Source organism: Pseudoalteromonas sp. BDTF-M6 (assembly GCF_018334135.1).
GTDB lineage: Bacteria > Pseudomonadota > Gammaproteobacteria > Enterobacterales > Alteromonadaceae > Pseudoalteromonas.
In genome coordinates this window covers 444,730-468,930 of the sequence record NZ_JAGXTQ010000001.1, presented here as the reverse complement: position 1 = coordinate 468,930, position 24,201 = coordinate 444,730, and the positions used below count along the sequence as shown (strand labels likewise).

The 24,201-nt window shown below is 50.8% G+C and carries 19 protein-coding genes; 3 read left to right on the top strand and 16 right to left on the bottom strand.

The genetic code is table 11. The features are described from left to right. Positions 1-84 precede the first annotated feature (84 nt). The 8 genes from KD147_RS02075 to recC form a co-directional block, all read right to left on the bottom strand. Positions 85-861, bottom strand: a complete 777-nt coding sequence (locus KD147_RS02075) for a hypothetical protein (RefSeq protein WP_212546710.1) — start codon at positions 859-861, stop codon at positions 85-87. 109 nt (positions 862-970) lie between these two features. Further along, positions 971-1,930: a hypothetical protein gene (locus tag KD147_RS02070; RefSeq protein WP_212546709.1), complete on the bottom strand. Its 960-nt coding sequence runs from the start codon at positions 1,928-1,930 to the stop codon at positions 971-973. Positions 1,931-2,400: 470 nt separating this feature from the next. Continuing rightward, complete coding sequence (gene astB, locus KD147_RS02065) at positions 2,401-3,738, bottom strand: N-succinylarginine dihydrolase (RefSeq protein WP_212546708.1); 1,338 nt, start codon at positions 3,736-3,738, stop codon at positions 2,401-2,403. A gap of 242 nt (positions 3,739-3,980) precedes the next feature. Further along, positions 3,981-4,484: an Mpo1 family 2-hydroxy fatty acid dioxygenase gene (locus tag KD147_RS02060; protein ID WP_212546707.1), complete on the bottom strand. Its 504-nt coding sequence runs from the start codon at positions 4,482-4,484 to the stop codon at positions 3,981-3,983. Positions 4,485-4,552: 68 nt separating this feature from the next. Next, positions 4,553-4,930, bottom strand: coding sequence for a hypothetical protein (locus tag KD147_RS02055; protein WP_212546706.1), 378 nt, complete (start codon positions 4,928-4,930; stop codon positions 4,553-4,555). Positions 4,931-4,935: 5 nt separating this feature from the next. Continuing rightward, positions 4,936-6,813 carry an exodeoxyribonuclease V subunit alpha gene (recD, locus tag KD147_RS02050; protein WP_502710209.1) on the bottom strand — a complete coding sequence of 626 codons (1,878 nt, stop codon included), beginning with the start codon at positions 6,811-6,813 and terminating at the stop codon, positions 4,936-4,938. Continuing rightward, positions 6,761-10,333, bottom strand: coding sequence for an exodeoxyribonuclease V subunit beta (recB, locus tag KD147_RS02045; protein ID WP_212546704.1), 3,573 nt, complete (start codon positions 10,331-10,333; stop codon positions 6,761-6,763). The genes recD and recB overlap by 53 nt, the downstream gene beginning before the upstream one ends. Beyond that, positions 10,320-13,577: an exodeoxyribonuclease V subunit gamma gene (gene recC / locus KD147_RS02040; RefSeq protein ID WP_212546703.1), complete on the bottom strand. Its 3,258-nt coding sequence runs from the start codon at positions 13,575-13,577 to the stop codon at positions 10,320-10,322. The genes recB and recC overlap by 14 nt, the downstream gene beginning before the upstream one ends. Before the next feature lie 137 nt (positions 13,578-13,714). Here recC and KD147_RS02035 point away from each other — a divergent pair, with 137 nt between their 5' ends. Beyond that, positions 13,715-14,284, top strand: coding sequence for a DUF6795 domain-containing protein (locus tag KD147_RS02035; RefSeq protein ID WP_158678958.1), 570 nt, complete (start codon positions 13,715-13,717; stop codon positions 14,282-14,284). A gap of 139 nt (positions 14,285-14,423) precedes the next feature. On the opposite strand, the gene KD147_RS02030 is transcribed toward KD147_RS02035, so the two are convergent. Continuing rightward, positions 14,424-16,202: a choice-of-anchor I family protein gene (locus tag KD147_RS02030; protein WP_212546702.1), complete on the bottom strand. Its 1,779-nt coding sequence runs from the start codon at positions 16,200-16,202 to the stop codon at positions 14,424-14,426. 136 nt (positions 16,203-16,338) lie between these two features. Further along, positions 16,339-17,382, bottom strand: a complete 1,044-nt coding sequence (locus tag KD147_RS02025) for an alkene reductase (protein ID WP_212546701.1) — start codon at positions 17,380-17,382, stop codon at positions 16,339-16,341. A 123-nt stretch (positions 17,383-17,505) separates the two neighbouring features. Between KD147_RS02025 and KD147_RS02020 the strand changes: the two genes are divergently transcribed. Next, a complete protein-coding gene (locus KD147_RS02020; protein WP_105189877.1) occupies positions 17,506-18,090 on the top strand; it encodes a TetR/AcrR family transcriptional regulator in 585 nt (194 codons plus the stop codon). Positions 18,091-18,275: 185 nt separating this feature from the next. Next, a complete protein-coding gene (locus KD147_RS02015; RefSeq protein WP_249318869.1) occupies positions 18,276-19,145 on the top strand; it encodes a patatin-like phospholipase family protein in 870 nt (289 codons plus the stop codon). A 13-nt stretch (positions 19,146-19,158) separates the two neighbouring features. Here the strand turns inward: KD147_RS02015 and KD147_RS02010 are convergent, their stop codons facing one another. From KD147_RS02010 to gap, 6 genes are all read right to left on the bottom strand, one after another. Next, positions 19,159-19,584: a hypothetical protein gene (locus KD147_RS02010; protein WP_212546699.1), complete on the bottom strand. Its 426-nt coding sequence runs from the start codon at positions 19,582-19,584 to the stop codon at positions 19,159-19,161. A gap of 65 nt (positions 19,585-19,649) precedes the next feature. Further along, positions 19,650-20,357, bottom strand: a complete 708-nt coding sequence (gene lepB, locus KD147_RS02005; protein ID WP_212546698.1) for a signal peptidase I — start codon at positions 20,355-20,357, stop codon at positions 19,650-19,652. 93 nt (positions 20,358-20,450) lie between these two features. Then, positions 20,451-21,656 carry an organoarsenical effux MFS transporter ArsJ gene (gene arsJ, locus KD147_RS02000; protein WP_212546697.1) on the bottom strand — a complete coding sequence of 402 codons (1,206 nt, stop codon included), beginning with the start codon at positions 21,654-21,656 and terminating at the stop codon, positions 20,451-20,453. Between the two features lie 10 nt (positions 21,657-21,666). Further along, positions 21,667-22,671 (bottom strand): ArsJ-associated glyceraldehyde-3-phosphate dehydrogenase, encoded by a 1,005-nt coding sequence (locus KD147_RS01995; protein WP_105255496.1) that lies wholly within the window; start codon positions 22,669-22,671, stop codon positions 21,667-21,669. A 26-nt stretch (positions 22,672-22,697) separates the two neighbouring features. Further along, a complete protein-coding gene (locus KD147_RS01990) occupies positions 22,698-23,042 on the bottom strand; it encodes a metalloregulator ArsR/SmtB family transcription factor (protein ID WP_105189883.1) in 345 nt (114 codons plus the stop codon). A 140-nt stretch (positions 23,043-23,182) separates the two neighbouring features. Further along, positions 23,183-24,187 (bottom strand): type I glyceraldehyde-3-phosphate dehydrogenase, encoded by a 1,005-nt coding sequence (gene gap / locus KD147_RS01985; RefSeq protein ID WP_105255495.1) that lies wholly within the window; start codon positions 24,185-24,187, stop codon positions 23,183-23,185. Between the last annotated feature and the right edge of the window lie 14 nt (positions 24,188-24,201).

Here is a 24,201-nt window from a genome sequence, read left to right as displayed (position 1 = left end):
TTTTGTGCGGCTTTTTGCACAAAAGGTGACAGTGGCCGGAGGTCAGATTGCAGGCGCTTGTTATGCATTTTTTAAAACGGGAGTTCATCTATCATTTCGAACAGCCCACTTAAAAATTATATCGTTTTCAAAAATATCAAGCAGCTGAATAAGTACAAAAAATGTCGTATTTGCTGGTTTAACGATAGCGATCATTCCTTTTTTCATTCTGGCGAAATGACTTGGAAACCGAAACACCATTGGATCACTAATATCTCCAAAATCTCTAGCTCCAGCAGCCACCCTAACAGAACCATTGCTACTTGAAAGATCAACACATCCATGATTATGCTGAAGAGTTGCCCACTTTATGTTTATTATTCTCTCGTCACTCTTACTAAACTGAACCTCAATATCAGTGCCACTGTGCACTACGGGTATTCTTCTTTTTCCACTAGCATAAACTTTATGAATGTCACCAAATTCAAATGTTTCTTCTTCAACTGCTTCCCTCAGTCTTCTATTAAAAAAGCCCACATTTATATTGTTCTCCAACAGTTTCCTATAGCCTTGAGAATAAATTGTTCCATTTGGATCTAAAACTCCAATTACAACTTCTTGAACTCCAGAATCAATTAATAATTGTGCACAAGATTTAATTTCTTGCTCATCGTGTAATTCGACACATGGCTCTAACGTAGTAAAAACCGTCGATCCTTGCACCTCTTCATCAGAGATCTTCCTTATCGCTACTCTTTCAGCATGAACGCCTCTAGTTTCACCTCTATACCCTGTGGAAAGTACTTCACCACTTTTGGCAATTACGACACCAACTCTGGGATACTCACTGCACTTGAGATGTTCTTCTATAGCTAATTTCATGAAGTCTGATCTAGAATACTTTTTCGACATGCTTACCTTTTTTATAGTAGGGAGTTCTATGACTATTTATTTGCACGATGTCGAATCCTTTCAGTGCATAACGCCTAGCTCATCGGCTCGTCAAAGTGGCGCGGCTTTTGGAACAAAAGGCGTGACGCTTTGGCGAGTCCGATGCAGCTACTTGTTCTGTCATTTTCTTAGTAATGAACGCCTGATCTTTTTGTAACTTATGACGCTCTAAGAATTTTTTATATTCTCTTGTAATCATTACACCATCATATTTATCTAGCACTAGCTCTTTGACTTTTTTCTTGTCTGTGTTCTGGTATTCATGACCGAACTCATTGAGAAAACCAACTATTAGCAAGTGTAGAACTGACAGCTGATTTCTAGTGAAGTTATTCCACTCCTTTCTGTAGGCTGAAAGAAAAGCTAGAACCTTATCTAGTTGAACTGTGCCATCGATTACCTTTTTATCGAAAACATGAAAATCTATTACTTCTCCATTCTCAATGATTAACGACGTAAACTCTGGTAGATCATCAATATAGAAATGATTATCTGTAGCTGCGGACTCGTATCCAAGTTCCTTAAGAAGCAACCGATCGCATAGGCAATATTTTATAGCCTTAATATATTTCAAATAAAGGAGATCTTCTTTCGGTGAAAGTGTTGAATCATAAGCGCTTACGGATACTTCGGCCTTCAATATCCAGTGCCAAAGTAACAATATGCGATATGCCGAGCTTCTAATATAGTGATGTTTTTCTTCTTTCCATTTTTCTTGGGGTATTTCTAACCATTTCTCATCCGCATGAGCAACTAGATTCCACAATCTATAATTAAGTGTTTCGGCAGCTTGTAGCAATGGTACCTTTGTTTTTGAAATTTCTTCCTTGATAGATTTTTGCTGCTCAAAGGTGTATTCAGTCTTTAATTTATAATGTAAAGACTTTTTGGAATAGAACCATTTTCCTACCGCCGATAAAATCAAAACAATAATAGTAGTGATAGCACTTATTAAAGCTGCTAAAACTTTGCCGTCGATGGATTTAATTATCTCGATCATAGTTTCATTTACGTGTGGACAGAACAGCTTATTAGTGCGAATTCCCGGTTAAGGAAGTTATCCACACCCCTAACTTTTCCCACCAATAAAATTTTTACTTAATAATAACATTAAGTTATCAGGTGTTTTTCTCATGCGCAATCAAGAAACGAGTCATAAAAAACGTGCCTTCACTTATTCGAGCCTTGTGTGGCTCGCTATGTAAATTATTTTCTCATTCAACATCAAAAAGTTAGCCTTAATCATCACATAACCGAGCCGGTTTTCAGTATTACATAGCGAGCCAAGACACCCATAATTAACAGGTTTTTACTTATCCGTTTTTTTAAGCGGCTGTGTGATTGGCACTGGTCAACCGTCAGACCACCCCACCCACCGTGTCGCTGTGACACATTCTTTCTCTTCGAGAATAGAGCTAAATTCAGGTAAAAAAAGAGCAGCCGGTGGCTGCTCTTTTTATATTGCTAAGCTTAATTTTGCTGGAAGGGATACACGGAGCCAATGGACAGTATCTGAGTCAGCTCATCGAGCGCCGTTTGGCCTTCAATCATCAGACTGGGGTCGGCCAAGTCCTTCTCTGAGAGTCTGTCACGGTAGTGTTTTTTCACCCAGGCGGATAAAACGGCGTAAAGCCTGTCATCCAACAGGCAGGAGGGGTTCACCGCGGCCAGCTCCTGCTGTGACAGTGCGACACGCAAACGCAGACAAGCCGGTCCGCCACCATTTTGCATACTTTGCTTCAGGTCCATATAGATCACCTCATTAATCGGGTTACTGGCCTTGCAAAGCAGTGACAGATAGCGTTCTACCCTGCCTATGGTCTGGCACTCGCTTGGGGCGATAATGGCCATCCCCCCACTTGGCAGGCTAACCAATTGGCTGTTAAATATATAGCTTTTAATCGCATCTTCCAGGGTCACGTCTGTTGTTTTTACTTCTATCAGGTGCAAAGGGCGAGAGCCTGAATATCCGTTGCGGATCTGCTCTATCACCGCCTGCTGTTGATAAAACGCCTGCTCATGAAACAAAAACACGTTCTCATTGCCAATGGCTATGACATCGTTGTGAAACACCCCCTGATCGATAACGTCGGGGTTTTGCTGAATAAACAAGGTGCGCTTCGGGTCGAGCTGATGACTACGTGCTATCGCTTCACTCGCCTGGCGGGTTTGTCTGGCGGGAAACGCGGAGGGCCTAACATTAGCATTCATGTCCTCGCCATAGACAAACAAGGCAAGTCCATGGTGACCATAACTGTCGACCAGCCTGGTGTAGTTTGCCGCCCCCTCATCACCAAAGAGTGAGTGCTGGGGCAAAGGCGGATGATGCACAAAATGCGTATCATCATTAAAGGTGGCACGCAAAATTTGCCCCGTGGTTTTAGCCTCTATCGCTCGGTGCAGCTTGTTATTCAGGTTGGCCGGCGTAAAGTGCACTTTAGCGTCTTGCGTATCACACCCGGGCGAGACGGTAGCGGCGTTGGCTGCCCACATGGATGATGCCGAATAGCAGGCCTTCAACAGCATGGGCTCGGTTTTCGCTGCCTTGTCGATCACCGCCGCATCCGAGCCGCTGAAGCCCAGGGCTCTTAGCGTCGCTAAGTCAGGGCGGGCATTGGGCGCCAGCACTCCTTGGTACAGCCCCAGTTGTACTAAAGACCACATTTTTTCCAGGCCCTGCAGCGCCGCTTGCCTGGGATTAGCGACCTTATTGGCATTGGATTTAGATGCAATATTACCGTACGACAAGCCTGCATAATTGTGGGTAGGCCCTACCAGGCCATCAAAATTAACCTCGTAATAACTCACTGCTGCCCCCTTTTGGTGCGTGATGCACTATTTTGGTTTTGATTGTTCCCGCGTTGTCGCCCGCTGTTCACCAGCCCATCCCCCCTGCTCTCTTACACTAAGCGAGCAAAGCGAATCAGGTGTAAAACGTATCGGCGCGATAAAGAACAGGCAATCAAGTCCTGTGCCAAGGTGCGCAAAAAAGAACTAGTTCGGTTAGGCAGGTAAGCAGCTTTCCCGCAGGTTACCAAGTTCAATACCTGCTAACGGACTTTACCGACAATCTGTTCAATGTTCTGCTTCAGTCCCTTGTATAGGCCGAGCATAAACAACAGCTCCACCACCACAAACAGCGGGCCGATCACCAGGCCGATAAGGTCGTCGACAAACGCCGGCTTCTTGCCTTCAAAATAGTGGCCGATAAATTGAAATAGCCAGCCGAGCAGGAAGAGCCCACCGCCCCACCCCAGCCATTGTGGCCAGGGTAAGGCGGCCAAGGGTGCCGCGCCCACCAAGGCGGCGGCCATCAGTACCGCCATGACTAACCCCAAAGACAGGGATAGAAACAAATAATAAACACAGCTAATGGCAACGACGAGCGCTGCTGGAGTGAGTGTGAGCTCGGGCGTGATCGTAAAGCTAGGGCGCGATAACAACACCGCCAAGGCATACACTATCAACGGGATGCCAATAAAGTGAGTGTAAATATTGCGCTTATCCCTATGATAGTGGGCGTAGTTAGCCAGTTGGCTGACAAGTGTTTTCATCGTCTCTAACCTGCTTTACGTATATTTCTATAGGTAAAAACCAGTTTAGAGTAAAAAATCTAATCTGCCTACGCCTTTTCCGCCTGGCCGCTATTCACCTGATATTTAAAGGTAAAATAGCTTCTTATCAGCATAAAGATAAGTGTCGCGCCAATAAAGGCCGCCATCATATGATGCAAGACCAGGTGGCTGGCAATAAACATGGGGACCTCCTCCCAGGACTCCAGCAGCAGGAGTTTAACCAGCAGCAAGGAGTACACAAGGCAATGCAGCCCAAGTGCCAGCTTAAATATTTTCGCCGCCCGCCGGTGCGCCCAGGGCCGAGGTTGACCCAGACCTAAACGCAGCAGTAATAAACCCAGCAATGCCAGCACGATTGAAAGCATACCCAACCCCAACAGTGACGTTTTTACCAGGATCAGGCATAAAATAATGTATGGCCACATGCGCTTTATCCTTGCAGCCGCTGGTAAAGCCCGGAGGCACGACTAATGGGCTGGTTAATGGAAAAAGACAAGGTGCGCATATCGCATATGAGCTCAATATGCTGCTTTGCCCGGGTAATGCCGGTATACACCAGTTGTCGGTTAAGGCGCTGCCCGCCACGACCCAAAGGTGGTAACACCATGGCGGTATGGGCAAATTCAGAGCCTTGCGACTTATGTATGGTCATGGCAAAGACCTTATCGAATCCGGGCAGGCGTCCCGGATCAATGGCCCGTATAGTACCATCGCTGCCGATAAACATGGCCTTAAGGGTGCCGTCCTCGCCCGGTAAGACAATGCCGATATCGCCGTTAAAGAGACGCAATTGGTAGTCGTTTTGGCTGATCATCAAGGGCATACCAAGATAAAAACGCTGCCTGAGATCGATCAACCCTTGCTGCGCCAAACGCTGCTCAATGCGTTGATTAAGCTGTTCCACGCCAAAGGGCCCCTCGCGCAGCGCCGCCAGCAATTGATACTGAGCAAAGGCCTGATGCACGGTTTTGGCATCCATCCCCTCGCCGGCCAAGGTTAAATAGGCGCTATAATGCTGGGCGGCTCGGTCGATAAGCTGAGAATAAAAACCCTCGTGCAAATCGAAATAGCTGATGTCGTTGGCATCGCTTTGCAACAGTTGTTTGGCGGTGCTTTGCTCGGCGCGATTGACCGCATAGGCCAGACGGCCAATGCCACTGCCCTGGGCAAAGCGGTAACTGTGCTGCAAAAAGGCAATATTGTCGCGCAGCAGATAGGAGGTTTGCTGCTGGCTGTGGTACTGGTGCTCCCCGCACAGACTCGCCAAGTGCTGCGCCCAGGTGGCGCTGTAATTGGGTAACTGACCAAGCTGACACTGGCAGCACAGGTCGGCCATGATATTACCACTGTCCACCGAGCTTAATTGATCTTTATCGCCAAGCAAGATCAGCCGGGTGTGTGGCGCCAAGGCATCGACCAGCTTGGCCATCAAGCTGATATCTATCATGGAGGCCTCATCGACTACGACCAAGTCCGCATGCACCGGGTTGGCGCGGTTATGACGGAATTGATTGGAGTATGGCAAGGTACCGAGCAATCGGTGCAGGGTTTGTGCCTGCTCGGGGATAAGCGCGGCCACATCCTCACCCACCTGAGGTAAGTCCAATTTAGCCCCCTGAATGGACTCGCTTAAGCGCGCTGCGGCCTTACCCGTGGGCGCCACCAGCTCAATATGCAAGGGTGCCTCACGATACAGGGATTGTAAAATGGCCAAAAGCCGGGTCACTGTGGTTGTTTTACCTGTGCCCGGACCGCCGCTGATCACACAAAACTTGCGCATCGCCGCGGTGGCACAGGCCACCTTCTGCCAATTTGGGCTTTGCTCGTCATCGGCGCCAAAATACAGCGCGATCAGCTCCGCCAGACGCGCAGTATCTAACGCCAGTGGCGCAGCGGCCAAGCTACTAAAACGCTGTGCCAGCAAGGCCTCATACTCATCATAACGAGCCAGATACAGGGCGTTGTCACGCAGACGCAGGGGCATTTGCTCGCCAATACAGCGTAATTGCGACAGCCCCAGCTCTATGTTCACGCAGAGGTCAAGATGCGGCTCAAGAGATCTAACATCAAGAGCGAAAGGATTGACGGCATCGACTCTGCTTAAGTCCAGACAAGAGTGTTGCTCGTTCATGGCCTTAAGCAATAATAAAATCACATAGAAGCCCATTTCATTGCCGCCGTGCAGGGGCTCGCCAACCAACAGCTTGGCCAGCTCGATATCTACGGTACGCACTTTATCCTGCGCTTGTAATAACTCAATCACCACGCTCTCCTTGGGCGAATAAGGCATCCAGTTGCTTAATTTCATCGATGCTAAAGGCTTTGCCGTACACCCCTTGTTGCTCGGGCATGGCGCGCATAAAGGTGTAGAGCATCCCACCTAAGTGACGCTCTGGATCATAATCTGGCAAACGTTGTTGCAACAGACGATGCAGGGCCACCATATAAATGGCTCCTTGAACATGATAGCTGTGTGCATTCATGGCATGGGTAAGCGCATTCTGATCATAATCAAGGGCGCTGTCACCCAGGTAATTTGATTTATAATCCAGTACATAATAACGACCTTCATAGCAAAAAATAAGGTCGATAAAACCCTTTAAGACGCCCTTCACGCGGTCAAAATCAAAATCGAAATCATAGCCGAACAGACTTAACATGGTGTGGTTAAAGGCCGTTGGCTCCAGCTCAACAAGGGGTAAATGAAATTCCATTTCCACCAGACAGTGCCCGTCTTGAAGCGCCCCCAGGCTAAGGCCGCTGTCATTAAGGGGGCAGCGTACTATATCCACCATCCACCGCTGCACCAGGGGTAACCAGCGTTCATCCAGGGCGTACTTGTGCAAGCTCTGCTCACACACCTGCTCCAGCTGAGCTAGCGCCGATATCTCGCCATTGGCGACTCCAGCGAAGGAAATTTGCTCGAGAATATCGTGCAAACAACTGCCCGGCCCCGGGCCTTTGGGGAATTCATAACTGCTGAGCCCAGCCTCATCACCACTACTGCTTGGGTATAAATACTGCTCCATGCGATGGTCTTCATCGTCGTCGCCACCTCCGGCGCCAAAACTCGGCGCTTCATGGCGTTTATAGCTTAAGGCACTAAAGCTGGTCGCCCGCCAATGCCGCTCTATGCCCGCTGGTGGCGTAGCAACCTCCAAGGCAAGCTCATTACTGTGCGCCAGTACGACACTGGACTCGGGTACCTGCTCGGTGTTTATCAAGGCCATATCGGCGTTAGTGGCGACCTTATCGGCCAATAAGGCGTAGAAGTCCGCCTGCGGCTCGGCCTCACTAAATAGCAAATAACCCAAGGCGCAGCCATGCATCTGCGAGCGTCCCCACTGGCCTATGCCGTACATTCCCAAAGCGCAATGATAGATGGCACGGGTCAGCGCCACATACAGCAAACGCAGGTCTTCGGCCAAACGCTCACGTTCGGCGGCTATCATGGCCTGCTCGCCCTGGGCCAGATCCAAGCGCAATTGACCGTCGCTATGATAATAGGCCAAGGCGGCACTGCGATAGCTTTGTGCAAAAGGCATAAAAACAATGGGGTATTGCAGGCCCTTAGAGGCGTGCATGGTAACAATTTGCACCAGCTCTGCATCGGTTTCCAGGCGCAGCTGGGCGCTGTCGCCCTCACCGTTTTCGCTGCTCAGTTGCTGATGAAAGTAACTGAGCAGGCGCGTGGTGCCATCAAGTTCGATTTGCTTATGTTGAAGAATTTCGCCGAGATGACGAAAATCCGTTAACGCCCGTTGCACATCCCAACCCTGGTCGTGCCAGCGCTGAGGGAGGTTATTTTGCCATAACAGCTGCTCAAGCATGGCCAGGGCGCCGTCGGCATACCAGCGCCGTCTTAGCTCGGCAAATTCGTTTAATAATTCGCTCCAGCGCTGCTGATCATCACCCAGGGCGTAGATCTCTGCCGCCGAAAAGTTATAAAAAGGTCCGCTCAACATACCGCGTAGCAAGCGTTCATCGTAAGGGCCATGCAACACGCTTAACAGGCGATACAAGTGCTGCGCCAAGGGCTGCTTAAAGACACTCTCACGCGCCAGATAAACACTGGCCACCCCCGCCTCGGCCAGGGCTTTTTTCATCAGCGCCGCCTCACGACGGTCGCGCACCAGAATGCAAAAGTCACCGGCACAGGGGGAAGTCTCACCCAGGGTCAAACGCCCCTGCTGCGCCTCGGCCAGCAGATAATGGATACGCGTGGCAAAACTTTCCGCCAAGGCTCCCTGCCCCTGCTCCTTAGAGAGGATCTCAGCGCCGCCGCCATGCCAGATAAATTCCATCGCCGCCAATGGCTTGCCATCAAGGCATAACTGCTCTTTCTTGCCCTTGGCTTTAACCTTGAAAAAAGGAATTTCATCGTTGTAAATAAAGCTCTGGGGATGACCGCTGAAAAGGTCGTTCACACAGCCCACCAGCTCTGTGCTGGATCTGTGATTGACCGCCAGGGTATACAAACGCTGCTTATCGAGTTGTCGCTTGGCTTCGATATAGGTAAAGATATCGGCGCCACGGAAACCATAAATGGCCTGCTTGGGATCGCCTATCATGGTCAGGCCGTTCACCGCCGAAGTCAGGGGGCGATAGAGGGTATCAAAAATCCCGTATTGGACGGGGTCGGTGTCCTGGAACTCATCGATCATCGCCACCGGATACTGGCTGCGAATTTGCCGGGCCAGCTCCCCTTCGCTATCGTTGCCCAGGGCCTGATAGAGACCGCTAAGCAGGTCGTCCGGAGCCAATAATTGCTGGCGTTTTTTCGCCGTTTGCACATGCGTACGGACATAATCCAAGGCATAAACACACAATAGCTGGGCCAAGGACCTGCCAAAGCCGGCACTGAGCTCGCTCAAGCGCTCAAACTCGCTCACCAACTCATGGCTGAAAACCGTGCCATTTTTCTTATAAATTCCCGGGTCTTGTAACGACTCGCCCGACCAGATCTCAAAGGACTGCTTGGCCTTACCCAGCGCCAGATCAAGGTCGTCGCTGTGGGCAAAGGCCTGCAGACCGGCGACATTGGCCTTGTGTTTGGGTTTGGCATTACCCTTGATATCGCTGGCGGCCAGGGCACTGAAGAAATCGCCATTGCGCAGCTCGTGCTTAAACGGCTCCAGGGCCTCAAGGTATTGCGCTTGCTGCTGCCAAACCTGCGCTAATGCCTGCTGCGGGTCGTCAAAGGCGGGCTCCAATACCAGTTGCTCGCGGTTGATCAGCGGGCTCAGGGTTTTTAGCAGGGTGTAAGGCGAAGGGTAATGCGCCAACACCGCCTGTACCTGCTGCGCCGATAAGGGATAAACGAATTGACGCCAAAAGTCGAACACCGCTTGTTGTTGCAGCTCACTTTCATCCAAGACGAAATGCAGGTTAAAGGCCATATTGGAGGCAAAGGCGTGCTGTTTTAACATCCGCTGACAAAAGCCATGAATGGTGAAAATGGCGCTGTCATCCAGGGATTTTGCCGCCGCATCCAAAAGGTTATAGGCCTGCTGCTTCTGCTCTACCTGAGCCAATAATTGCTGTACCAGCTCATCGCTACTTGCTTTGCCTAGCAGCACTTCCTTAGCCTCGGTGATGCGCGCACGCACCCTGTCTTTTATCTCACTGGTGGCCGCCTCTGTAAAGGTCACCACTAGGATTTGTTCAACGCTTAAGGGCTCGCCTTGACTACCGTCTGTCTGCTGGTACATACCCAACAAGTAACGCAGGTATAAGCCGGTAATGGTGTAGGTCTTACCCGTCCCGGCGCTGGCTTCAATCAGCTGCTGCCCGACCAAGGACAAACTGAGGGGATCAAGAATCTGCATATTTTTCTTCCTCAGCCAATTCATTGATGGGGGCTAATAACTGCTGCGCCCAGTCGCAAAATTCCTGCTCGCATTGATATAAATCCCGGTAGTCGGCGCTGATATAGGGATCGGCGCGCTCTGGCACGCCGATATAGGCTCCGACAAATTTTGTATTGGCCTTGCTTATTTCACCCTGTTGCAACCATTCCCAGGCGCTGATCGGAAAAAACGCTGGGCTGCGTGTGTGTGCCTCGCGGTATAGCGCCAGCCAGGGCAATAGCAGTTGTTCGGCATGATCTGCAGTGAGCGGGGCAAAACGCACCTGCTCGTCCAGACCCATCACAACCGTGCTAACGGCATGGCCACTTAATTGCGCCAGTAGGTGATAAATAAAGCCCTTGATGCGGTCTTTAGGCTTAATACTGGCGCTGCGATAAAAGACCTGCTCGTTGGCATAGATATGACTCAGCCAGCCCTGTATCTGGTGACCGCCGACGTTGACATCCACTTCCACCAGCAGCGGTGATTGTTCGCCGAGGCGCATGCGCACTTGCTGCGCTAACGCTGTGATGCGGGTTTTTAATTGCCCCAGGGTCACCTCAGCCATGATCCCCTGAGGTAACACGCCGCGTTGAATTAGCTCGGCATCATCTACTTCTTTATCATTAACGGCACATTCGAGCAGCTCATCAAGCAATTGATAACGGGCCAGCGCCTCAAGGGTAAAATGTTCGTTATCATCGCTACCTTCATCGATATCGGCGATGCGCACCGCCAACACCTGTTGATAGAAAAATTGCTGGGCGCGAGTGGCGCAGTGTAACAAGGCATCAAGCTCAATAATTGCCTCTGGGTGCGCCTCTAAGGCAGGTTGTTCGCCTTGCTCTTGCCCATCTTCATAGGTCAAAGCCCAGATGGGGTTAAAACTTTGCCAGCTTCCTTCACTTTGATAGTAATCGCTGTGAAATGGCTGCAAATGATGCACCGCGGTAAGCACGGCGCTCACTGGCATGGCCTTGTCCGGATAATAAAAGCAACGGTCGATATATTCGCATAACTCACTTAACAAAATAGAGGGCATGCGCTCGCTGTTATCGCGGCTTGAACGGCCAATATAGCTAAGGTACACGCTGTCACGGGCACTCAGAAGCGCCTCTAAAAACAGGTATCTGTCATCCAGGCGCCGCGAGCGATCGCCCTTTCGGCGTTTGCTAAAGGGCACCAGGTCGAAGCCAATAGGCTGGACGTTGCGAGGATAATCGGCATCGTTTAAACCAAGAATGCAGACCTTTTTAAAGGGCACAGCCCGCATTGGCATCAGGGTACAAAAGTTCACCTGCCCCATTAAGAAACGCTGGCCCACGCCCTTATCGTCAATGCCCTGTTGCAGCAGGTTCACAAACACCCGCTGCGAAATAGCGCCAAGATAGTCACCGTTGTAATAATGTTTATCTATGCTGGTAAACAGGCTGTCCATGGTCGCCAAATCCACGGCGCTAAGGCTGTCGCCGGCAAACATTTGCTCCAGCACCTGGCGCATGGCCGTGACCTTTTGCGCCAAGTCGGCGTCCGGGCTAAGCAAGGATTTGGCGTCAAGCAAAGCATTGATAAAGCTCAGCAGCTTGCTCAGGATTTCGCTGTTCATGCCCTCCACCGCATCGGCGGGATACAAGCCCAAATAGGGTTCACTTCGGGTTGCCATTCCGAGTAACAAACGCTGTAAGCCCAACTGCCAGGTGTTCAAAGCCAGCGTAGGCAGCGCAAATTCACTTTTATGCTCGCCGTCTATGCCCCATTTAACGCCGACCTGCTCAAGCCAGACATGGCATTGCTGTAATTCCTGCTCGGACAAGGCAAAACGCTTGCTGATGGCACCAATTTGCAGCAGGTCCATCAGTTCGCTGACGCCAAACCGGCTAAAGGGTAAGTTCGCCAGCACCAAAATGGCATTGAGTAAGGGACGCTCCTGGGCGATGGATAAATCGGCGATGGCATAGGGAATATGACGGGCGCCCTTGGCACCGCCAAAAACCGCTTCGATAAAGGGGCTGTACTGGCCAACATCCGGCATCATCACGATAATGTCTTTGGGCGTGAGGCTCGGGTCCTTGGCAAATTCCCGCAACAAATGGTCATGCAAACATTCCACTTCCCTTAGTTGCGTATGACAATTGGCCAGCTGCACCGAGGTGTCATCATCGCGCACCGGCATCTTGCCGTCATCGCTGACAAACCACTGGTTGTCGTCTGCCAGGCTTTGGCCCTTAAAGGCCAGCTCATACACTTCTTTTTGTAACTGACCAAGCAAATGCGGGGCAAATTCATCGTCGAAACCGTCTAACCATTTGCCATCCAGTTGGATTAACTGCTCCAGATAATCCCGTCCCAGCTTGCCCCAGGACGCTAATAAAGGATTGCCAACAATATAGTAATGGGCGCCCTCGGCGGCGGCGTCGAGTTGTGGCTTGACCTGATAGCGGCTGTTGATCTTGGCCAGGGTTTTCTCATCAACCAGATCGCCCCAATAATGCTCGCTTGGGTTAAAAAGAAAGATCAGCACCTGGGTGTGTTGCGCCAGGGCGTTAAACACCTCTAACTGCGACTGAGCCAAAGCCGAGATGCCAAATAAACAGATACGCGGTGGCAATTGCACTTTGCCGCCTTCTAGCGCAGTCATCAAGGCATCATGCATATTGGCGCGATGATAAGGACTTTGCTGACGCTCGGCCACGGCCGCAACCAGGCTGCGCCATAAATCCGGCTGCCAGGGGGCATGGGCGATGTCCACTTCCTCCAGCTCATCCTCGCCCTGCTCCCATATTTGCAGCCACTGGGGCCGATACATCAAATAATGGTCAAAGACGTCGGCAATTTTTTCACACAAGGCATGGCGTTTACTGCCATCGCTATCATCCTCTAAGTAGCTGGCGAGTGCCTGATAAAGAGGCTGAGACAGCTTTTGCTCCAGCAATTCATAGAGTTTCCAGGCCATATTGGCCTTATTAAAGGCGGACTCTTCTGGCACCCCCGGCAGCACCTGCTGGTACAAAGACCAGATAAAGCTTGAGGGTAAGGGAAAGTCGACCTGAGCGCAGACACCCAGTTGCTTGGTAAGCTCGAGCTTGAGCCACTGCGACATACCTGGGGAGTGCACCAACACCAGCTCCCGAGCGAAAATATCCTCGCTACTGGGGGTTGCGAGCAACGCACATAATTGCGCGCTGAGGATCTCCATGCGATTAGACTGAATGATATGCAGCATGCGTAACGGCGGTTAAGGGATAAAGGCCCAGTGTACGCAATTTTTTATCGATACTCTAGGCCACTGTAACATAAGGTGAATTAGCCCCTTAGGTTTGCAAAAAACGCGATTATGCAGTACCTTTCAAGCTTTCTCGGATGAAATTTTCACAGGGTGTGAATATGCGTTTAATCGTCTCCAGTTTACTGTGTGCCGGCATCTTGGCCTGCGCCGTTTTATTTTTTACGCAAGCCAACTCCAGTCGCACGCCGTTGTCGCAACTCCTGCTCCAGGCACAGACCCTATCACCGCAAATCCAAGGGCGAATTGCCATGGGCGATACCCGCCTTGCCAATGTAAAAGTCACCCGGACCTTATCCATAGGCGAGCAGCATTTTGTCAGCCAGGCGATCACCGACGAGCAAGGCCAGTTTAGTTTTGCCGCCCTCACTTCGGATGAACCCCTTTTAGGGCGCTCAACAGACAGACTGTGGCAGGACATTAGTCTTTATTATCAGGGCCAGCAATATGTGCTCTGGTACACCGCCATCGACCATGAAATGGATAATTTTGTTGTTCAAGAAACCCTGTCACAGCTTGATTGCAACCTGTTGTGGGGAGAGGATGAGTTCAGCATTAATGACAAGCGCCGCCTAGGTTTGCCGGTCAATGTGTATTCTATCTGCGACTTAGCGCCGGAGCAGGTACAAAAAAAGCCGCTCATTTGAGCGGCTAAGTCAGGGTTGTCTAATCAGAATTCAAGCAACAAGCAGGTCATTACTTGCCGAGTAGCTTAAGTAATTGATATTGCAGTTTAATGACATCCGTCATAAAAATGAGACTTAAATCACCACCGCTTTATACCCGTTACTTAAGATCGATTTGCCACACGCTTACCGAACCGGAAATTTCATTGCCCACCACCAATAGCGGCATACCATTAGGGCTGTGCTCGGCGCTGATAAAACGCATACCCTCCGGGGCCAGATCACCGGTGATATCGGCGCCTTCAACCAGGCCGCGGTTGCTGACGTAGTTTTTAAACTTTACGTCGAATGGGTTGGTGATGTCATACACCATAATGCCACTCATGCGCTCCAGGCCGACAAAGGCATAGGTACGACCCTGCACTTGACCCACGGCCAGGGCTTCGGGCTCCGCGCCTTTGGCGTCTGAGCGCGTATCCCCTTCGTTTTCGTCTTCATTGTTGTTAAAGGCACTGCCGTGAATCGCCGCAGTAATACGACCGACATCGTCACCTGAGTCATACACCAGGCCGGTATTGGCATCCCAGATAGAGAATGAACGCGCACCATAGGCATACAGTTGCTCGTAGCGGCCATCCATGTCGGCATCGCCGCGCACCGTGGTCACAAGCAAACGACCAATGTCGTCATCATCGTTATTTACATAGGCAAAATTATCCGCCAGATCTAAGTCTTCAACACGGGACTCATCGATATAAGCCAAACAGCCATCGTCTTCATCAAACTCCAAACCGCCTTCGGCCAAACAGCTGGCTTCGTCGGCAGAGTCAAAGAAATATTCGCGACCATCACCCTCGTTTGCCGATACCACAAAATCCGCGCCCTGCCATTGGTAGGTGGCAATGGTATCGGGCTGGTACATGCCAAACAAACCCGGATATTGTTGGAAGTTAATGCCGCCGTCTTTATCCGAGGCATCAATTAGCAAATTACCCCAGTCCTTAAAGCCTAGCGCACGTACTTCCAGGGTCATATTTTCAAGGTCAACCACGGCCAAGGCATTGTTTTCCTGCAAGGATACATAAGCGGTTTTACTGTCGGCACTGACGGTCACATACTCGGGCTCCAGATCCATGGCCACAGTGGTATTGATCAATTGTCCCTTGATGGTACGTCCGGTTGGGTTGGCAAACACCACACCTTGGGCTTCAAGTTCCGCTTGTTGGTCATTGAACTGACTAAAGCCTAACATGCTGGCCTGCTCGGCAGGTTTACCGCCTTCAATGACGATCACTGAGATGGAGCCCTCAGGGTCGACGCTATAATCACCCGCAGGCTCCCCTTCGTTGGCTACCACGACCTTGGTGCCGTCCGGCGTAAAGGTCACCATGTCCGGCAGGTAACCCACCTCCACATTGTGCAAAAACTGCGGCGCGTCACCGCTGATATCATAAAAGGCCACCTGACCCTTTACCCCGGTCTCGCCGGCCATGGCCACCGCCAGTAAATCGTTGTTGGCGTCAATAGCAATGCTGTTAGCATCACCCGGTGTATTCGCCGAGACATCCAAGGTGGTGGTGATGTCCAAATTGGTGTTACTGATCACCCCTTCGTTATCGGCCACCAAGGCAGCGGTATCGAAGTTATCGGCGGCGATGATTTCCACTGTAGCGGTATCGCCCGAGCTGTTGATAGCGTAAATATGCTGAGTCCGTGCATGATAAGCGACGATCTCCGCAGCCCCTTCCGGCGACTCGGCGTTCAAAACCGCACGACCCACCAGGGTTAACTCTATATCACCGCTAATGCTCACGCCTGACTCGCCCTGCTCACCCTGTGGCCCTTGCGGCCCGGTTGCCCCCACGCTGCCATCATCACCATCGAGTGAACAGCCGGCCAACACGCTGGCCAAAGTTAACGCTATTAATGTTTTTTTCATAACCCTGTCTCAATTGTTGTAAGAAATGGAAAGGGTTAAGTAAATAGTCGCAAGGTGACAATACAATGGCATCGCCATGAAAGGAGGATGACGATTTTATGGCAACGCCTTAACGCTCAGGCGTTGCCAGTGGGGGTTAGATTAGTTCAGCAAGCATGTCTTCGCTGTATGGGGTCAGCGCCTGCTGACCCTTGACCTTGGCGATCAAATCCGGATTGGCGATAAAGGGGCGGCCTATGGCCAACAAGTCAAAGCGTTCATTGGCAATGGCCTCGGCCCCCTGCTCCGGGGTATAACTACCGACGCCCACCAAGGTGCCTTTATAGCGTTTGCGTAAATAATCCGATGCACGACCACCGAGATAATCAAATTCCATGGCATCATCGAAAATACCCAGATGCAAAAAGGCCAGCTCCCGTTGATTGAGCTCCTGCAACAGATGATCAAAGGTCTTGGTGTCTTCGCTGTCGCCCGGCTCAAGCAGGAAGTAGGCACCGGGAGAAAGGCGCAAACCAACACGCTCGCCACCAATACGGGCGCTAATGGCATCAACCACTTCTAAGGCAAAGCGAGCGCGATTTTCGGCGCTGCCGCCGTAGCGGTCGTCGCGTTGGTTGACGCTGTGATGCAAAAACTGATCGATCAGATAGCCGTTGGCGCCATGGATCTCGACACCGTCGAAACCTGCGGCAATGGCGTTTTCTGCGGCTTGGGCGTAGTCGTTAACAAGTTCCGCTATTTGCTCCAGGGTAGCCGCTTTCGGAGTCTGGTAGCTAAGCTCGCGCATTCTTGGTACCGTGCCTTCAATCCCGATGGCGCTGGCACTTAACACCTCGCCATCAAAAAAGTGCGGGTGGGCAACGCGGCCAACATGCCATAATTGACAGAAGATCTTGCCGCCCTTGGCATGCACCTTGTCGGTGACCTTGCGCCACCCTGCTATTTGCGCCTCACTGAATATTCCCGGTACATTCGGATAACCCTGACCATCGGGACGAATAATGGTGGCTTCACTGATGATCAATCCCGCATCGGCACGGCGCCCATAATACTCAGCCATCGCCTGAGTAGGAACCAGGTCGGCATCAGCCATACAACGCGTAAGCGGTGCCATCAAGACACGATTATTAAGGATGGTGCCTGAAGATAAGGCATAGGGTTGCAACAATAAGTCCGTCATAAAATACTCAATTTAACTTTGAATGTGCAATCAAGATAAGGACTCTTGAATGAACATTCAAGTATATCCAAAAAATAAATGATACTATCTTATGCATCATAAAAATAAGGGACCTCAACACCCATGCGCAGTGCCGAGTTCGACCGCTCCCATGTCTTAGAGCAAGCCATGCATACCTTTATGGAGCATGGCTACGCCAAAGCGAGTATGCAGAAATTAACCCAGGCAACCGGATTACACCCGGGCTCTATTTACTGCGCCTTTGGTAGTAAAAAAGGGTTGTTTATCGAGGCGGTCAGCTATTACCACCAGCAAAAATTGCTGGCCTTTGAAGCTCTTTTTAGTGATGACCAAGCGGTGCTGTCGAGCCTAAAACAATTACTCGCTAATACGGTGCAGGAATGTGTGCAAAACACCTGTGCCAAGGTGTGCCTGTTAACCCGCTCGCTTAATGAGATTGAAGGGCAAGACCCAGAAATCGCGCAATTGCTCGCCACTAACTTGCAACAAATTGAGCACAGCCTTGGCGAGCAAATTGCCCGCGCACAGCGTCAAGGTGAGGCCATTAGCGACGAAGCACCCTTAGCCCTGGCGCGCTTTATCACCATGGGTATTTACGGTATGCGCACCTATGCCTTTACCAACGCCGATCAAAACATTTTAGAGCAGATGTCGGCTCAGCTACTGAGAGCCATTCAAAAACACTGACTTGATATCAGCGTGATGCGCCCTTATTGCTATACTAAGGGGTAAGCGCATATCCACGGAGTCAACTCCAAGGCTATTCACTTAATCAAGCGCCGACCTTGCTCGGCGCCCCACCCGATTCCCCATAAAGGCGATCGGAAGCCTCTTCACAGTGACGTTAATAACAACAGTAGAGGATGAAACGCATGATAAATTCTGCATTGGTTGCCGAAGGTGGTGGTCAAAAAGGTATTTTTACCGCCGGTGTGTTAGATGCATTTTTAGAACAGAAATTCACCCCCTTTGATTTGAAAGTCGGCGTCTCAGCCGGCGCTCAAAACCTCGCTGCCTACTGTGCCAGAGCCCACCAATACGCACACACGGCAATCTCCCAACTTACTACAGAACAAAACTTTTTTCGCCCCGCCCGGTTTTTTACCGGTGGTAATGTGATCGATCTAGACTGGTATTTTCGTCAGATACAGCAAGAAGGCAGGGTGCGCTTTCCGACCACGCCCTCCAATTTAACCCCGCAGAGCAACTTTTACGCGGTGGCCAGTCATTTTGACTCATTTGCCCCCCACTATTTACATACCTGGCACGATAATATATTCGATCATCTTAAGGCTTCCAGTGCCATTCCGTTTTTATATCGACCCGGCGTTGAAGTGAAGGGGCATGGCTTGATGGACGGTGGCGTAGCCGATCCCATCCCGGTGCGCTGGGCTCACGAACAAGGTGCTAAGACCATCTGGGTGATCCGCACGGTGGAAGCCCATGACGATGGAAAAATGCCCATACTCGAGCGCTTAAAACCCATTATGAGCCGCATCAATCAATCGCCGCGCATGTTTGCCATGTATCATCACTATCAGCATCGTTATGCCGATGCGGTAGACTTTATGAAGGCACCGCCAGAGGGCGTCAACATAGTGCAAATAGCCCCCACCCGGCCATTGCATTCCATGACCTTGGGTTCAGATGCTAAAAACCTGCAAGATGATTACCGCCTTGGTTTTGAATTGGGCATGCAGGCGGTTAAAAAGTGGAGTGTTGCCCCGGCTGATGCAAGTTAAGCAGCAGCCGCTATTAATCGAGCTCGATAAGCACCTGCTTTATGTCCTGGCGCACACCATGTAAGGTCTCAATTAGCTCATCGGCCTTTTTATCATCACGACCCAGGTCCTGCCAATGTGCGGCCCAAAGGCGTTTTAATTGCTGAGTTTGGCGTTCAATATCACCGCTGATCAAAACACTTAAATCGGTGATAAGTCCGACCTGAATCCAGCCCTTTCTTGGGTTACCTTCGACTTCATCCTCGTCATAATGGGCTGCATAAATGATGCGCTCTAGCTCCCACAATTCCTTGAGCACCTCGAAGGAAGCGGTGCGAACTATGTTATTATCCTCTGAAACCTCTAACCGCCAGGCATTATACGTAAAGCCAATAACGGCAAAAACGAGGCTGATCACGGCAGTGAAGTAATAGCTTCTTAGCTTGGCTTGTGTATCCATAGGAACCCACCGACATTGGCATAGGCCTGCTGCCTTTAAAACCCGTGTATCCAGTGTAGTCTTTTTTATCGATAAAGGCTTTTGCCGAAACGCTCAGACCTGGGTAAATAATGGTCGTCATAGTCCAGCGAATAAGCCACATGGTGCGCCTTGCCCTTGAGCTCGCTTCGGGGCACTAAACCATAAAAGCGCGAGTCGGCGCTATTGCGACGATTATCCCCCATCATCAGGTAATAGTCCGCGGGAATAAGCACAGAAGCAAAGTTGCCGCTAGCGCCTGAGCGTGTTTTATCAATACGAATAGCATGCTTCACTTCACCGAGTTGTTCTATAGCCAACAGCGCGTTGGTATTATCAGAGGTGACGCTGTAGCTCAGCGGCTCACCATTGATCGTCAGTATTTCATTTTCCATGGTGATGGTGTCTCCGGGTAAACCGATAACCCGCTTGATCAACAACTCATCGGCGGCGGCGGACTGAAACACCACAATATCGCCGCGCTTTGGCTCACCGGTGCGCATCAGCGAGTATTCGGTAAAGGGAATACGTAAGTCATAAGCCATCTTATTGACCGTTATCTGATCCCCTATTTCTATGGTCGGCAACATGGAGCCGCTCGGCACCCTATACCAATCAGCAAAGGAGCTGCGCATGGTAAATAAACACGCAAGAAAAAGGATCAAGCCCCAGTTATTTTTAAGGGCCTTGTGCGAAATAAGAGATACGTTAGAAAGGGTTAGGGATGATGTTTTGGTCGCTTCTTTTTTTGCCATGGTGCGCTCCAATTAGGATTTTATATTCCTGGTTAGAGCGCCCCATATAAGAAAAGTTTAGCCGCAAATGTAACAACTTATATAGTCGTCACATTATCCTTCAGACAAATGCCGCGACACCCACCAGGTTGCCAACTGAAATACCAGGGCACAGACTAGGCAGGCCAGCAAGCCACTCACCTGATAGAGCCAACCCGACAGCAAGGTGCCAAGCAAACGACCACTGGCGTTAGCCATATAATAGAAGCCCACATCCAAAGACACGGCGTCACGGTCGGCCAGCTTCACCACCAGATAACTGTGCAGCGACGAGTTAATGGCAAATACGGCGCCAAACAGCAGCAAGCCCACGACCAAAACCCAGGTTTGTGCACTGATGCTGTCTGCCAGCAGGGTCAGGGCCAACAGCAATAAGGCGGTGACCGCAGCCAGCAAACCACTGTATCGTTTCGCCTGCACAAACACCGAGTGCGCGGCGCTACGGGTAAACTTAGGCGCCATGCTTTGTACCACGCCATAGGCAATGATCCACAGCGCCATAAAGCCGCCCACCTGCTGATGCTGCCAACCCAACTGGCTAATAAAAAACACCGGTAAGGCCACCACAAACCACACATCTCGAGAGGCAAACAGGAGTAAACGGGCTACAGACAAGCGATTTAAGGCGGCGCTTTTAGAAAACACATCCCTAAATTTAGGCTTAAACTTGCTGCGCCCCAGGTCTTCACCGAGCAGCAAGGAGCTCATTATAAATCCGAGTGTTACCAAGGCAACTAACGACCATACCGCGCCTTGAAACGACAACAGGGATAACAACAGGCCGCCAAGAAAGTAGCCTAAACCCTTAAGCGCATTTTTCGAGCCGGTCAGCAATGCCACCCATTGATATAAACGCCCTTGCTGCTGCTCCTTGACCACCAGCTTGATGGCGCTTTTAGCACTCATTTTATTGAGGTCCTTGGCGATACCGCTGAGCGCCTGTGCCGCCATCACCCAGGGCACGGTCAACATGCTCTTATCCACCAAGAGCATGGCCAGGGCGCCAATTTGCAGTGCCATTCCCAGCTGCATGGTACGGTTAAGCCCGATGCGGGCACCCAGCCAGCCGCCGACCAAATTGGTGACGACGCCAAAGAACTCATAAAACAAAAACAGCATGGCTATCGCCAAGGGCGTATAACCAAGCTGATAGAAGTAAAGCACCACCAACATACGCAGGGCGCCGTCACTCAAGGTAAAGGCCCAGTAGTTGGCGGTGATCACCCCGTACTGCTGCAAGGGCGTTGATTTCATCATCATAGGGCCCTAATTACAGACTGGCCGCCACCTTGTGCACCAACTCGGCGCTGCGGTTGGCATAACCCCACTCATTGTCGTACCACAGGTACATTTTCGCCTGGGTGCCGTTCACCACCATGGTTGAGAGCGCATCAACGATGCTCGAGCGAGGATCGGTGCGGTAGTCGATGGACACCAGTGGCTTTTCCTCGTAACCCAAAATGCCTTTTAGCTCGCCTTCTGCGGCTGCCTTAAACCAGGCATTTAGCTCCTGCTCCGTGGTTTCGCGATTAAGCTCGAACACACAATCCGTGATTGAGGCATTGGCCAGGGGCACACGAATGGCGTGACCATTAAGCTTGCCCTTAAGCTCGGGGAAAATATGGGTAATGGCGGTCGCCGACCCGGTCGTGGTGGGGATCAGGCTCATGCCGCAGGCGCGGGCGCGGCGCAGATCCTTGTGCGGTGCATCCAAAATGGTTTGCGTATTGGTGATATCGTGCACCGTGGTCATTGAGCCGTGTTTAATGCCTATTTTTTCTTGTAGCACCTTAACCACAGGCGCTAAACAGTTTGTGGTGCAAGAAGCGGCGGTCACAATATCATGCTCATCGCCCTTATAGAGGTGATCGTTCACCCCCATCACGATATTGAGCACGCCCTCTTCTTTAACCGGCGCCGTTACTACTACTTTTTTAACCCCTTGATCCAGGTATTGCTGTAACAGAGCTCGGGTTTTCATTTTACCCGAGGCCTCAATCACAATATCGCACCCTGACCAGTCGACCTCGGCGATGGTTTTATATTTTGAGCAGCTTAGACTTTGGCCATTAACCTGCATCTGCCCATCGCTGGCGCTTGGAGCGTGATGCCAACGCCCGTGCACGGAATCAAATTCTAATAAGTGCGCCAGAGTAGCCGCATCGCCGGCGGGGTCGTTGATCTGTACAAACTCGAGCTCGGGCCAGTCGAAGGCGGCGCGCATAATCAGCCGCCCCATGCGACCAAAACCGTTGATCCCTACTTTGATTGTCATCTCTGTCTCCTTTGGGTGTATTAACCCTAATTGCAGCATGAAGCCTGGCGTTCAGGCCTGGCTCCCATATTGTCTAAACCGGTTAAGGCCGCCGCCAACAGGTGTGGATTCTCGCTTAATGTAGTGTCTAATACCTGACGTTGCCACGCAGGCATATGCTCATTGATACGGTAATACACCCACTGTTTATGTTTGCGTGTACGCAACATCTGCGCCTCTTTTAACAGCGCCAAATGACGGGATATTTTGGGCTGGCTCAGGGCTAAGGCACTGACCAGTTCGCACACACACAGCTCCTGCTCGTGGAGGATCAACAAGCAGATAAGTAGGCGGGTATCGTCGCTTAGGGCTTTAAAAAAGTTAACGGCCATCGTGTATATATGAAAATTCGTATATAGCGAATACTAGCCCAGGTTTTGTATATACGCAATAACGTATATACATAAGCTATTCAAAACCCGGGCATAAAAAAAAAGCCGCTCGAGGCGGCTTTGACATAACAACAATGGAATTATAAAAACTTGGCGAGGTTTTGCACCTGATCCAACATGCGGTTAGAAAAACCCCACTCGTTATCGTACCAGGCCATGACCTTAACCAATTTGCCATCCACTCGGGTTTGAGTGGCATCGAATACCGATGAGGCCGGGTTGTGGTTGAAGTCGATAGACACCAGCGGCAGCTCGTTATACGCCAACACCTCGGCCATGGCGCCTTCAGAGGCGGCCTTCACCGCGGCATTGACCTCGTCGATACTGGTTTCGCGCTTGGCAATAAAAGTCAAATCAACCAAGGAGACATTAATGGTGGGCACCCGCACCGCCATGCCGTCGAGCTTACCGGCCAATTCCGGCAACACCAAGCCCACCGCCTTAGCGGCGCCGGTTTTGGTCGGGATCATCGACTGCGTGGCACTGCGCGCCCGATATAGATCCGGGTGATAAACGTCTGACAGATTTTGATCATTGGTATAGGCATGAATGGTGGTCATACTGCCCTGCTCTATGCCGATGGCATCGTTTAAGGCCTTGGCAACTGGAGCCAAACAGTTAGTGGTGCAGGACGCATTGGAAATAATGGCACATTGGGCGTTCAACACTTGATCGTTCACGCCGTGCACCACGGTGGCATCCATGTCGGTGCCCGGAGCGGAGACTATCACCTTCTTGGCACCCGCTTCGATATGCTTGGCCGCCGCTTCGCGACTGGTAAACAGGCCGGTACATTCCAACACAATGTCGACGCCTAGTTGCGCCCACGGCAAGTTTGCCGGATCGCGCTCCTGCACCAGCTTGATTTCATCATTGCCAATCAGCATCACATCATCTTGCAGGCTCACCTTTTGGGAGAATTGGCCGTGCACAGAATCAAATTGAGTCAGGTGCGCATTAACATGGGCCGGCGCCAAATCATTGATGGCGACGATGGCGATGGATTCATTGCGACCAGATTCATAGAGCGCACGTAGGGTGTTACGACCGATACGACCATAACCATTGATAGCTACTTTAATCATCTTCACTCTCCCCA

What these genes read in the sequence shown, in the direction of transcription:
- KD147_RS02075 (WP_212546710.1), bottom strand. Translation starts at nt 861, where the DNA reads ATGAAATTAGCTATAGAAGAACATCTCAAGTGCAGTGAGTATCCCAGA.
- KD147_RS02070 (WP_212546709.1), bottom strand. Translation starts at nt 1,930, where the DNA reads ATGATCGAGATAATTAAATCCATCGACGGCAAAGTTTTAGCAGCTTTA.
- KD147_RS02060 (WP_212546707.1), bottom strand. Translation starts at nt 4,484, where the DNA reads ATGAAAACACTTGTCAGCCAACTGGCTAACTACGCCCACTATCATAGG.
- KD147_RS02055 (WP_212546706.1), bottom strand. Translation starts at nt 4,930, where the DNA reads ATGTGGCCATACATTATTTTATGCCTGATCCTGGTAAAAACGTCACTG.
- recD (WP_502710209.1), bottom strand. Translation starts at nt 6,813, where the DNA reads ATGAAATTAAGCAACTGGATGCCTTATTCGCCCAAGGAGAGCGTGGTG.
- recB (WP_212546704.1), bottom strand. Translation starts at nt 10,333, where the DNA reads ATGCAGATTCTTGATCCCCTCAGTTTGTCCTTGGTCGGGCAGCAGCTG.
- recC (WP_212546703.1), bottom strand. Translation starts at nt 13,577, where the DNA reads ATGCTGCATATCATTCAGTCTAATCGCATGGAGATCCTCAGCGCGCAA.
- KD147_RS02035 (WP_158678958.1), top strand. Translation starts at nt 13,715, where the DNA reads ATGAAATTTTCACAGGGTGTGAATATGCGTTTAATCGTCTCCAGTTTA.
- KD147_RS02030 (WP_212546702.1), bottom strand. Translation starts at nt 16,202, where the DNA reads ATGAAAAAAACATTAATAGCGTTAACTTTGGCCAGCGTGTTGGCCGGC.
- KD147_RS02025 (WP_212546701.1), bottom strand. Translation starts at nt 17,382, where the DNA reads ATGACGGACTTATTGTTGCAACCCTATGCCTTATCTTCAGGCACCATC.
- KD147_RS02020 (WP_105189877.1), top strand. Translation starts at nt 17,506, where the DNA reads ATGCGCAGTGCCGAGTTCGACCGCTCCCATGTCTTAGAGCAAGCCATG.
- KD147_RS02015 (WP_249318869.1), top strand. Translation starts at nt 18,276, where the DNA reads ATGATAAATTCTGCATTGGTTGCCGAAGGTGGTGGTCAAAAAGGTATT.
- KD147_RS02010 (WP_212546699.1), bottom strand. Translation starts at nt 19,584, where the DNA reads ATGGATACACAAGCCAAGCTAAGAAGCTATTACTTCACTGCCGTGATC.
- lepB (WP_212546698.1), bottom strand. Translation starts at nt 20,357, where the DNA reads ATGGCAAAAAAAGAAGCGACCAAAACATCATCCCTAACCCTTTCTAAC.
- arsJ (WP_212546697.1), bottom strand. Translation starts at nt 21,656, where the DNA reads ATGATGATGAAATCAACGCCCTTGCAGCAGTACGGGGTGATCACCGCC.
- KD147_RS01995 (WP_105255496.1), bottom strand. Translation starts at nt 22,671, where the DNA reads ATGACAATCAAAGTAGGGATCAACGGTTTTGGTCGCATGGGGCGGCTG.
- KD147_RS01990 (WP_105189883.1), bottom strand. Translation starts at nt 23,042, where the DNA reads ATGGCCGTTAACTTTTTTAAAGCCCTAAGCGACGATACCCGCCTACTT.
- gap (WP_105255495.1), bottom strand. Translation starts at nt 24,187, where the DNA reads ATGATTAAAGTAGCTATCAATGGTTATGGTCGTATCGGTCGTAACACC.